This window comes from Agathobaculum sp. TL06 (assembly GCF_054658635.1).
Window position 1 is genome coordinate 163,056 of record NZ_BAAGGY010000002.1, and the last position, 10,538, is coordinate 173,593.

The following is a 10,538-nucleotide window of genomic DNA, read 5'->3' on the forward strand; positions in this document are numbered from 1 at the left end:
TCCTCCCATATGCCGCGGGGCTGTCCCTCCGCGGCGGCTTATCGATTCCTCTTTATAATCATACCACATCCGCGGTGCTATTCCCAGCCGTTTTTTCATATAGTAAGGCAGACCCCAAAGGAGGCTCGGCTTTTATGAAAACAAGCGAATCCTATCTGCCCGAGGGCAGTTACGCCGCACTTCCCGCCGTGCGGCAGGCGTTTGAATCGGTCGACGGACTGCGCCGCGCACAGGACGAGGGCATGATCCTGGAGGCGGTCGCGCAGCGATGCACCGCCGCGCACGACCTGCTGTTCGATTTCGGCTTCGCGCAGGGCGTCATGCCGCGCTCATGCTGCGCGCTCGGCGTTGCGGAGGGGGACACCAGGGAAATCGCTATCCTGTCCCGCGTCGGCAAGCCCACCTGTTTTGTCATCACGGAGCTGGACGAAAGCACCGCGCCGCCGACCGTCTGGCTTTCCCGCACGATCGCCCAGCAGCGGGCGCAGGACCATTTGCTCGCGTCGCTCCGGTCGGGCGACGTGATCCCCGCCAGAGTGACCCATCTGGAGCCGTTCGGCGCGTTCGTGGATATCGGCTGCGGCGTGGCCTCGCTGATCGGCATAGAGAACCTTTCGGTTTCCCGCATTTTCCATCCGCACGACCGGCTGCGGGTGGGACAGCACATCTATGCCGCCGTGCGCGCGGTCGACCGCGACGCGCGGCGCATTTCGCTTACCCATCGGGAGCTGCTCGGCACCTGGGAGCAGAACGCCGCCCTGTTCTCCCCCGGCGAAACCGTGCGCGGCGTGGTGCGGTCGGTGGAGCCTTACGGCGTGTTTATCGAGCTTGCGCCCAACCTTTCCGGCCTGGCGGAGCCGCGCGGCGACCTGTCCGCAGGCACGGTGGTTTCCGTGTATATCAAATCCATCCTGCCCCAGCGCATGAAGATCAAGCTGACCGTGATCGATGTGCTCGCCTGCCGCGAGCCGCCCCCGCCGCCGCGCTATTTCATCACCGGCGGGCATATCAGCCAGTGGGTCTACACGCCGGACTGCTGCGACCGGAAATATATCGCGACGGAATTTGAATAACGGCAAGCGGGAGGGGACGGCCCCTCCCGCTGGTCCTGTGCGCTACCCTTTTACTTTCTCCCAATACGCCTTGGCCGCCTGCTCGGTCTTATTGGGTCCGTATTCATAATACCGCGCGCCCTTCAGCTCGTCCGGCAGATATTGCTGCGCGGTCCAATGGTGCGGGAAGTCATGCGGATACCGGTAGGCCAGCCCGCGCCCCAGCTTGGCCGCGCCGCCGTAATGCGCGTCCCTGATATGCGCGGGGATATCGCCGGTCCGGCCCGCGCGGACATCCGCGAGCGCCGCTTCCATCCCCATCAGCGCGCTGTTCGATTTCGGCGCGGTCGCCATAAGGACAGCCGCCTCAGCCAGCGGGATCCGCGCCTCCGGCAGGCCAAGCTGGAAAGCGCTGTCCACGCACGCCTTGACGATGGCCACGCACTGCGGATAGGCCAGCCCCACATCCTCGCTTGCGATGACCAGCATGCGCCGCGCGGCGGAGATCATGTCCCCGGCCTCCAGCAGACGCGCGAGGTAATGCAGCGCCGCGTCCGGATCCGACCCGCGGATGGACTTCTGCAGCGCGGACAGGATATCATAGTGGCTGTCCCCATCGCGGTCGTACCGCATATTTGAGCGCTGGGCGGCCTGCTCCGCGTCCGCAAGGGTGACGCCGCTTTCCCCCGCGCCCAGAACAAGCAGTTCAACCGCGCCCAGCGCCTTGCGCACGTCGCCGCCGACCGCCTGCGCGATGTGCGCGGCCACTCCGTCCTCGACAGGGATGTCCCGCTCCCCGATGGCGAGCGCAAGCGCCCGCTCGACCGCGCGCTTCATGTCCGCCGGACCGACCGGCTTGAACTCGAACACCGTGCATCGACTGAGGATCGCGTTGTAAATATAAAAATACGGATTCTCGGTCGTGGACGCGATCAGCGTCATTTTACCCGTTTCTATGAACTCAAGAAGGCTCTGCTGCTGCTTTTTGTTGAAATACTGGATCTCGTCCAGATAAACCAGCGCGCCGTTGGGGGCGAGGAAGGTGTCCAGCTCGTCGATGATGGCCTTGATATCCGCGATGCCCGCGGTCGTGGCGTTCAGGTGATACAGCTTGCGGTCGGTCTGTTTTGCGATGATGGATGCGACCGTGGTCTTTCCCACGCCGGACGGGCCGTAAAAGATCAGGTTGGGGATATTGCCGCTCTCGATCACGCGGCGCAGCAGGCCGTTCGGACCGAGCAGGTGCCGCTGGCCGACCACGTCGTCCAGCGTCTGCGGGCGCAGCTTATCGGCTAAGGGTTGGTACATGGCGTTCTTTTCCTCCATCCGGTCAGGTTTGCAGGGGGCGTCTGCATTTCTATATGTGTTGATTATACCACACCCGCCAGGCCAACACAAACAGGGCTTGACTTTTTCGCTTTACTGTGATAAACTATCCGCAGTCAACAAACTGCAACAGGAGAATGCCTTATGGACAAGCCCTTTCTCGATAAGCTCCGCAAAATCGACCCCTATGTGCCGGGCGAGCAGCCGCAGGCCGCCGATATCATCAAGCTGAACGCCAACGAGAACCCGTATCCGCCCGCGCCGCGCGTACAGGAGGTCCTGCGCCGCTTTGACGCCGCCCAGCTCGCCCTCTATCCGGACGCAAACGGCAAAGCGCTCAAGGCCGCGCTGGCCGGACGCTTCGGCGTAAAACCCGCGCAGGTGTTCCTCGGCAACGGCTCGGACGATGTGCTTGCGCTCGCCTTCCAGGCGTTTTTCTGCTCGGACCGGCCGGTCCTTTATCCGGATATCACCTATTCGTTCTATCCGGTCTGGTGCGACCTGTTCCGCATCCCTTACGAAACCGTGCCGCTGGACGGGGATTTCCGTGTGTGCGTCCGCGACTACGACCGGCCGAACGGCGGCGTTATCCTTCCCAACCCAAACGCGCCGACCGGACGCGGCGTAACGCTGGACTTCCTTGAGGAGCTTTTGCAGCATAACCAGGACTGCGTGGTTATCATCGACGAGGCCTATGTCGACTTCGGCGCGCAAAGCGCCGTACCCCTGCTCGGCAAATACGAAAACCTGCTGGTCGTGCAGACCATGAGCAAATCCCGCTCGCTTGCGGGCCTGCGCGTCGGCTACGCGCTTGGCTCGGAGGTGCTGATCTCCACGCTCGAAGCGGTCAAAAACTCCTACAATTCCTATACAATGGACGCGCTTGCGCTCGCGGCGGGACAAGCCTCGGTCGAGGATGAGCGGTATTTTCAGGAAACCTGCCGGCGGGTGGCGGAGACGCGCGACCGTTCGGCCGCGGCGCTGCGCGGGCTGGGCTTTACCGTCCTCCCCTCCCTGACCAACTTTTTGTTCGTCACGCACCCAAAAAAGGAAGCGCCGGTCATTTTTGAATATCTGCGGCAAAAAAATATCTATATCCGCTATTTCAGGCTGCCGCGCATCGAAAATTATTTGCGCATTACAATCGGCACGGACGAACAGATGGATCGTCTGCTCGACGCGCTACAGGCATTTCTGTAAGGCGGCGCGGATATGCCGCTTTCCTCCATGCTGTCAAAAAACGCGTGCTGCGGGATTCCGCGGCACGCGTTTTCCTATTCTTTTATCACCAGGCCCAGGCGCTTTGCCAGCATGGCCGCCTGCTCCGCTGTCACAATCGCGCCGCGCAGCTCGGCATTGGTGTCCGAAACCGCAAGCCCGTCCAGCTCACAGCCGGTCAGGTCGAGCCCCGCGAGCGGCGTGTGCAGGAAGCTGGCTTCCCGCAGGCGTGTTTTGTCCAGACTCAGCCGCTTCCAGGTGCATTCGTGAAACACGGCATGGCTGAGGTCGCAATCGGAAAAGGCCACCTCGCGCAGACGCGCGCGGTCAAACGCCGCATAGGCGAGCGCACAGCCCGCGAACGCGGCCTGCCGCCAGCCGGTTTCGGCAAAGCCCGCCCCCACCGCCTTGCAGTCCGCAAAGGCCGTGCGCTCCCAGAAAGCGTCCCGCCAGCCGCTGTTCGACAGCTCGCAGCGCCGGAACACGACGTCGCCCAGATCCGCGCGCTCCCAGCGGCATCCGGTCAGCCGGCAGTCCTCAAACAGCACGCCGCGCAGCCGCAGCCCTTCATAGCGGGTGCCGGACAGATCCGCGCCGCAGATATGCAGCCCCTCCACCGTCCGCTCCTCCCGTTCGGCCCATGCGAACCGTTCCGCCGCGTCCGGCACGGGTGCAAGCGGTTCGGGCAGCCGCACGGTCATGACCGGTCGAGCAGCTTGATGATCTCGTCGATCTTTTTCTCGCGCGCCTGCTCGTCGCCCGTTTCAAACGCCTCCTGCACGCAGCCGGACAGGTGCGCGTGCAGCACCTCGCGCTGCGCCTTGTGTACCAGTGATTCGACCGCCTGCAGCTGGGTGACGATATCCATGCAGTAGCGGTCGCACTCGATCATTTTCAGCACGCCGTCGAGCTGTCCCCGCGCGGTGCGCAGAAGCGGCTCCACCTTTTTTCTGTCAGCCCTCATGCAAAGCCGACCACCTTATAGCCGGCCTGTTCCACCGCCTCGGTCAGCCTGGCCTCGTCCGGTATCGCGTCGCCCTGCAGGGTGGCTGTGCCGCTCTTCAGGTCCACCTCAACGGCCATGCCCGGGAACGCCTCCAGCGCCTTTTTGACATGCGCGACACAATGCTCGCACATCATGCCCTCGATCTTAATCACCTTTTTCATTTTTGCTTCCTCCTTTGGCAATACGAAATATTGATCCGGCTCGACCGCCGGCTTAGGGGTACTTTGGAAAAACTTGAGCCGCAGCGCGTTGGACACCACGCAGACCGAGCTCAGGCTCATGGCCGCCGCGCCGATCATGGGGCTGAGGCCGATATGCAGCGGCAGCCACAGCACGCCCGCCGCGATCGGGATGCCGATGCAGTTATAGAAAAACGCCCAGAACAGGTTCTGCCGGATATTCCGCATGGTGCGGCGCGACAGGCGTATCGCATCGACCGCGTCCATCAGGTCGCTTTTCATCAACACCACGTCCGCGGAGGAAATCGCAACGTCCGTCCCCGCGCCGATCGCGATGCCCACGTCCGCGCGGGCGAGCGCCGGCGCGTCGTTGATGCCGTCGCCGATCATGGCGACCTTGCGGCCCTGCTCCTGCTTTTCGCGCACCACGCGCTCCTTATCCTGCGGCAGCACCTCGGCGACAACATCCCTGATGCCCAGTTCGCCCGCGATTGAACGCGCGGTCGCCTGGTTATCGCCCGTCAGGAGCGTGACCTCGATATTCAGCCGCTGCAGCGCTTCGACCGCCGCGCGGCTGGTCGGCTTGAGGACGTCCGCCACGGCAAAAATGCCGACCACCTGCCGGTTCGCCGCAAAATACAGCGGTGTTTTTCCCGCCGCGGCAAGCGCCTCGCCCATTTGCTGCGCGGACCGCGACAGCGCAAGCCCGTTTGCCAGCAGCATGCGGCGGTTGCCCGCCATGCAGGGTACCCCGTCGATGCGGGCGCGCACGCCCTGCCCTTCCACCATCTCGAAGTCCGTCGCCGTGCGTTCCCGCACCCTGCGCTCCCGTGCATACCGCACGACCGCGTCCGCAAGCGGATGGTCGCTTTTTGCCTCGATCGATAAGGCAAGAGAGAGCAGGTCGTCCGGCTCCACGCCAAAGGATTTGACATCGGTCACGACCGGACGCCCCTGCGTCACCGTGCCGGTTTTGTCCAAAATCACACTGTTTACGTTATGCAGGTTCTCCAGCGCCTCGGCGGACTGGAACAGCACGCCGTTTTTCGCGCCCACGCCCGTGCCGACCATGATAGCGACCGGCGTTGCCAGCCCCAGCGCACAGGGGCAGGATATAACCAGCACCGCGATTGCGCGGGTGAGCGCGAAGCTGGGCGTTTCGCCATACACCAGCCAGACGATGGCGGTAAGCAGCGCAATCCCCATCACGACCGGCACGAACACGCCCGCGACCTTATCCGCCAGCTTGGCGATCGGCGCCTTGGAGGCGCCCGCCTCCTCGACCAGCCGGATGATCTGCGACAGCGTGGTGTCATCGCCCACGCGGGCGGCTTTCATCACAAAATAGCCGCTCTTGGATACCGTCGCGCCGATAACGGCGTCGCCCGTATGCTTTTCGACCGGCATGCTCTCGCCGGTGATCGCGCTTTCGTCCAGGAAAGCGTTCCCCTCCGTGATCTCGCCATCCACCGGAACGGACTGCCCGCCGCGCACGACCACCAGATCGCCCACGCGCACCTCCTCGATGGGGACGGAAACCTCCTGCCCGCCGCGCAGCACGTTTGCCGTCTGCGGCCGCAGGTCCATGAGCGCGGCGATGGCCTCGCCGGTCTTGCGCTTGGCGCGCGCTTCAAAGAACTTGCCGAGCGTAACGAGCGTCAGGATCATGCCCGCGGACTCAAAGTACAGGTCGTGCGCATAGGTGTGTACCGTATGCATATCGCCCGCCGCGCACGCATAGCCGATCTGAAACAGCGCATAAACGCCGTACACCAGCGCCGCGCCTGAACCAACCGCGATCAGCGCGTCCATGGTCGGCGCGCGGTGGAGCAGCGTCTTAAAGCCGTTGATGTAGTATTTGCGGTTGATAAAAACGATGGGCAGGGTGAGGAGGAACTGCACCAGCGCAAGCGCGAACGCATTCTCCGTACCGCTGACGAACGCGGGCAGCGGCAGGCCGAGCATCGGCCCCATGGAGAACACCATCAAAATAATCAGGAAAACCGCGGAAACGACGATGCGCGTTTTCATTTCCCTGAGCTCGTCGTTCGCTTTCGGGTCCTGCGCGGGCGCGGCCTGCTGCTTCCCGTCGTCCGCCGCCGCGGTATAGCCGCCGGACTCTACCGCATGGATGATCTTCTGCGCATCGCATACGGTTTCGTCATACTGCACGGCCATGCTGCCCGCGAGCAGGTTGACCTGTACCTCGGAAACGCCCGGCACCGCCGAAACGCTTTTTTCCACATGCGCCGAACAGGCTGCGCAGCTCATGCCGCCGACGCGGAATCTTTGCTTCATATCTGGATCTCCTATCTTTGTACCCCTCCCCCCAGGAGGGGGTATGTTCTATGGTCAGTATACGGCAACCCGACCATTTTGTCAAGTAGTTTGCGCAACGGAAAATTCAGATATGCAAACCGGCTCCGGCAGAAGCCGGAGCCGGTTGGAGGCGTATAGATCGGATCGCGCAACGCGGGGCATCCGCCGCAGGCGGGCAACCGAGCGTTTAGATGCCGCCGCCGGATAAATTATATTGGTCGGTTATATCCCTGTTGTTTTTATCATAGAACGTTATTTCGCTTCGATCCACATGCTTTTCCTGCACCTGATCGCCGATCTCTGTATAAAGCAAAAAATGATCTTTTTGTTCCGGCGTATACAATTCATAGCGCTCACCGCCGATTAAAGCCGTGACTTTGCAAATGCGGGCCGTGATGTCCCTGCCTGCAAGCAGAAAATACTTTTTCCCACCGCTTTCAATAATGCCGTCGTTAAAATATCCGTCGCCATACGACATGCCGGTTATCTTATACCGGCCAAACACGCTTTTTTCCAAAGCCACGCTGCCGAAATCCAGATCTTCGCCAATCTCCATCAGGCAGTAGGCTGTATCGCCAATATGCACGCTGCCATACAGCGCAATATAGGGGGAAACCTCCTTTTTTCTCCCTCTGTTATAGAATTTTGTGATATGCTCTGTCAGGTTGGCCATATTCGGTTCAATCGGATAGGAGAGATAGGCGTCTGCCACTTTGCAGGCAGCTGCTAAAAGCAGGACCACTATCGCCCCTATTATCAGGCCTTTTCTTTTTCCCATCTAACCCTCTCCTCGCTTTGCCGCAGCACGATCACGACCCCATCAAGCCGAACCGCCGTATGCTGTGTCTCCTCAGTCGGTTATCGTTGTGGAGAACGAAAGCGTTTCCTCCTGCCCGGGCTGCAGGACGCGCACGCCCACCTTGTTTTCGATCGCGTGATCCAGATAGCCGCCATCCGGCAGGGTGCTCCAGGGCTCAAGGCAGACAAACGGCACGTCAAAATCCTTATAAGGGCTCCACAGCGCAAAGTACGGGAAGTCCGAAAAGTCCATGGTCACCCGCTTGTCGTTTTTCCGGCAGACAATCGAGGCGCGCCGTACCGGCAGGTCATCCAGGATCATCGCGTCCGCGCGGAACGTCTCCCTGCCGATTGGCAGACAGCCGTCCGCGAGCGGCAGGTCGCCATGCTCCCTGCTCAGCATTACGTTTTCATCCGTGATGACCGGATGCAGCGCCTGCACCCCTTCGAATTCCACGGCGTAATCCGTGATCTGCTCCCCCGTCTTCCAGCACAGCGTATAGGCGTCATGCCCGCCGACCTCGTAGTACATCGGCGTATCGCTCTGGTTGCGGACTGCATGCTCCTTTTTCAGCGTCGCGCCCTCCAGCGTATAGCGCACCGTACAGGCAAAGTCCCACGGATACATTTTTTTCGTATATTCGCTCTGCTGCAGCAGGAACTCCACGCAGGTATCGCCCACGCGGTTCGCGCGCCATTCCAGGTCGCGGCCGAAGCCATGCTGCGTGATCTCATACGCCGTACCGCCGACCGTGTAGGTCTTATCCTTGAGCCGCCCGACAATCGGGAACAGGATCGGCGCATGGCGCTTCCATGCGGCCGGATCGGCCTGCCAGACGTATTCCGTGCCGTCCTTTTTGCTCCGGAAGCTGGACAGCTCGGCCCCAAACGGATTGATCTCTACCCGAAAGCCTTCATTTTCCAATACCTGCATCATGCTTCATCCTCCCTGTTTGTTGTTGGTTCCAGCATACCTCTTTTTATAAGGAAAGTCAATCCGCGCGCAGCCTTTCTTCCCCCTCGTTTCCCGCAAAGCGAAACGCCCCGCCTGCGAAACGCAGACGGGGCGTTCTTTATCGATGTACGCGCCAGGGCGCCGCCCGCTCAGGCGAGCGCCTTTTTCAGCTCCTCCACCTTATTGGTCTGCTCCCATTTGACGCCCAGCTCCTCGCGCCCCATGTGGCCATAGGCGGCAAGCTGCTTGTAGATCGGCCGGCGCAGGTCAAGCGTTTCGATCAGCGCCGCCGGACGCAGGTCGAACACACGGCGCACGGCCTCGGCCAGCCGGCCCTCGTCAACCGTACCCGTTCCGAACGTTTCCACCATGATGGATACCGGCTCCGCCACGCCGATCGCATAGGCCAGCTGCAGCTCGCAGCGCCGCGCCAGCCCCGCCGCGACGATGTTCTTCGCTACCCAGCGCGCGGCATACGCCGCGGAACGGTCCACCTTGGTCGGGTCCTTGCCGGAGAACGCGCCGCCGCCGTGCCGGCCGATGCCGCCGTAGGTATCGACGATGATCTTCCGTCCGGTCAGGCCGGAGTCTCCCTGCGGGCCGCCGATGACAAAGCGGCCGGTTGGGTTGATATAGTATCTGGTGTTTTCATCCAGCAGGTGGCTCGGGATGACCGGACGGATCACCTGCTCGACCATATCCTTGCGGATTTGCTGGAGGGACACCTCGGGGCTGTGCTGGGTGGAAAGCACAACGGTATCTACCCGCACCGGCTGCCCCTCTTCATCATATTCGACCGTGACCTGGCTTTTGCCATCCGGCCGGAGATAGTCAAACATGCCGTTCTTGCGCACCTCGGCCAGACGCTTGGCCAGCTTATGCGCCAGCGAGATGGGCAGCGGCATCAGCTCGGGCGTTTCATCGCACGCGTAGCCGAACATCATGCCCTGGTCGCCCGCGCCGATGGCGAGGTCCGCGTCGGCCGCGCCCGCTTTGCGCTCCAGCGAGTTATCCACGCCCAGAGCGATGTCAGGCGACTGCTCATCGATCGAGGTCAGCACCGCGCAGGTGTCGCAGTCAAAGCCGTACTTGGCGCGGTCGTAGCCGATCTCCCGAATCGTGTCGCGCACGACCCTGGGGATATCCACATAGCAGGTCGTGGAGATTTCGCCCATGACCTGCACCATGCCGGTCGTGCAGGTCGTTTCGCAGGCCACGCGCGCGTACGGGTCGCTCGTTAAGATTTCGTTAAGGATTGCGTCCGAAATCTGGTCGCAGATCTTGTCCGGATGCCCCTCCGTGACGGATTCCGATGTAAAAAAATGATGTGCCATAGCGATTTTATTCCTTTCTGCATTTTTCGGGAGAGCAACAAAAAACGCTCCCTTTTGGGAGCGAAAAGTGCGTTTTGCCCCCTCATCTTTCGTGTTCCTACGCCGGATTTGGCACCTTACGCATGGATTTGCGCAGGTTGCCGGGTTTCACAGGGCCGTTCCCTCCACCGCTCTCGATAAGGAAATTTATTCATTTACGCGGTCTATTTTATATAAAAATACGCGCTTTGTCAAGGCGTATTTTCGGCAGCCTCCCGCCTTTACAGTGGATTGACATTTCTCCCATGCGCGTATATATTAAATAAGTAAGATTGCGGTCTTGCGGCGGCTTTCCCCCACTTATACCAGTTC

At 61.4% G+C, this 10,538-nt stretch carries 9 protein-coding genes and 1 riboswitch; of the genes, 2 read left to right on the forward strand and 7 right to left on the reverse strand.

The features are described 5' to 3' along the window. Positions 1 to 134: 134 nt before the first annotated feature. The gene (locus ACYQ3S_RS01910; RefSeq protein WP_459687074.1) at positions 135 to 1,073 is read left to right on the forward strand and encodes a S1 RNA-binding domain-containing protein; all 939 of its coding nucleotides are present in this window, start codon (positions 135 to 137) and stop codon (positions 1,071 to 1,073) included. A 42-nt stretch (positions 1,074 to 1,115) separates the two neighbouring features. Here the strand turns inward: ACYQ3S_RS01910 and ACYQ3S_RS01915 are convergent, their stop codons facing one another. Then, positions 1,116 to 2,360, reverse strand: coding sequence for a replication-associated recombination protein A (locus ACYQ3S_RS01915; RefSeq protein WP_459687075.1), 1,245 nt, complete (start codon positions 2,358 to 2,360; stop codon positions 1,116 to 1,118). Positions 2,361 to 2,522: 162 nt separating this feature from the next. Between ACYQ3S_RS01915 and hisC the strand changes: the two genes are divergently transcribed. Continuing rightward, entirely contained in the window at positions 2,523 to 3,578 is a 1,056-nt protein-coding gene (gene hisC, locus ACYQ3S_RS01920) for a histidinol-phosphate transaminase (RefSeq protein ID WP_459687076.1), read from the forward strand. 74 nt (positions 3,579 to 3,652) lie between these two features. On the opposite strand, the gene ACYQ3S_RS01925 is transcribed toward hisC, so the two are convergent. From ACYQ3S_RS01925 to metK, 6 genes are all read right to left on the reverse strand, one after another. Beyond that, positions 3,653 to 4,297: a pentapeptide repeat-containing protein gene (locus ACYQ3S_RS01925; RefSeq protein WP_459687077.1), complete on the reverse strand. Its 645-nt coding sequence runs from the start codon at positions 4,295 to 4,297 to the stop codon at positions 3,653 to 3,655. Beyond that, on the reverse strand, positions 4,294 to 4,560 hold the full coding sequence (locus ACYQ3S_RS01930; RefSeq protein WP_107631701.1) for a metal-sensing transcriptional repressor: 267 nt from the start codon (positions 4,558 to 4,560) through the stop codon (positions 4,294 to 4,296). Before ACYQ3S_RS01930 ends, ACYQ3S_RS01925 begins: the two co-directional genes overlap by 4 nt. Beyond that, the gene (locus ACYQ3S_RS01935) at positions 4,557 to 7,079 is read right to left on the reverse strand and encodes a heavy metal translocating P-type ATPase (protein WP_459687078.1); all 2,523 of its coding nucleotides are present in this window, start codon (positions 7,077 to 7,079) and stop codon (positions 4,557 to 4,559) included. The genes ACYQ3S_RS01930 and ACYQ3S_RS01935 overlap by 4 nt, the downstream gene beginning before the upstream one ends. A gap of 208 nt (positions 7,080 to 7,287) precedes the next feature. Next, on the reverse strand, positions 7,288 to 7,878 hold the full coding sequence (locus ACYQ3S_RS01940) for a hypothetical protein (protein ID WP_459687079.1): 591 nt from the start codon (positions 7,876 to 7,878) through the stop codon (positions 7,288 to 7,290). Between the two features lie 72 nt (positions 7,879 to 7,950). Further along, entirely contained in the window at positions 7,951 to 8,835 is an 885-nt protein-coding gene (locus ACYQ3S_RS01945) for an aldose 1-epimerase family protein (protein ID WP_459687080.1), read from the reverse strand. 167 nt (positions 8,836 to 9,002) lie between these two features. Further along, positions 9,003 to 10,187, reverse strand: coding sequence for a methionine adenosyltransferase (gene metK, locus ACYQ3S_RS01950; protein WP_459687081.1), 1,185 nt, complete (start codon positions 10,185 to 10,187; stop codon positions 9,003 to 9,005). Between the two features lie 79 nt (positions 10,188 to 10,266). Continuing rightward, a riboswitch (SAM riboswitch) is annotated at positions 10,267 to 10,370 on the reverse strand. Positions 10,371 to 10,538: the final 168 nt, after the last annotated feature.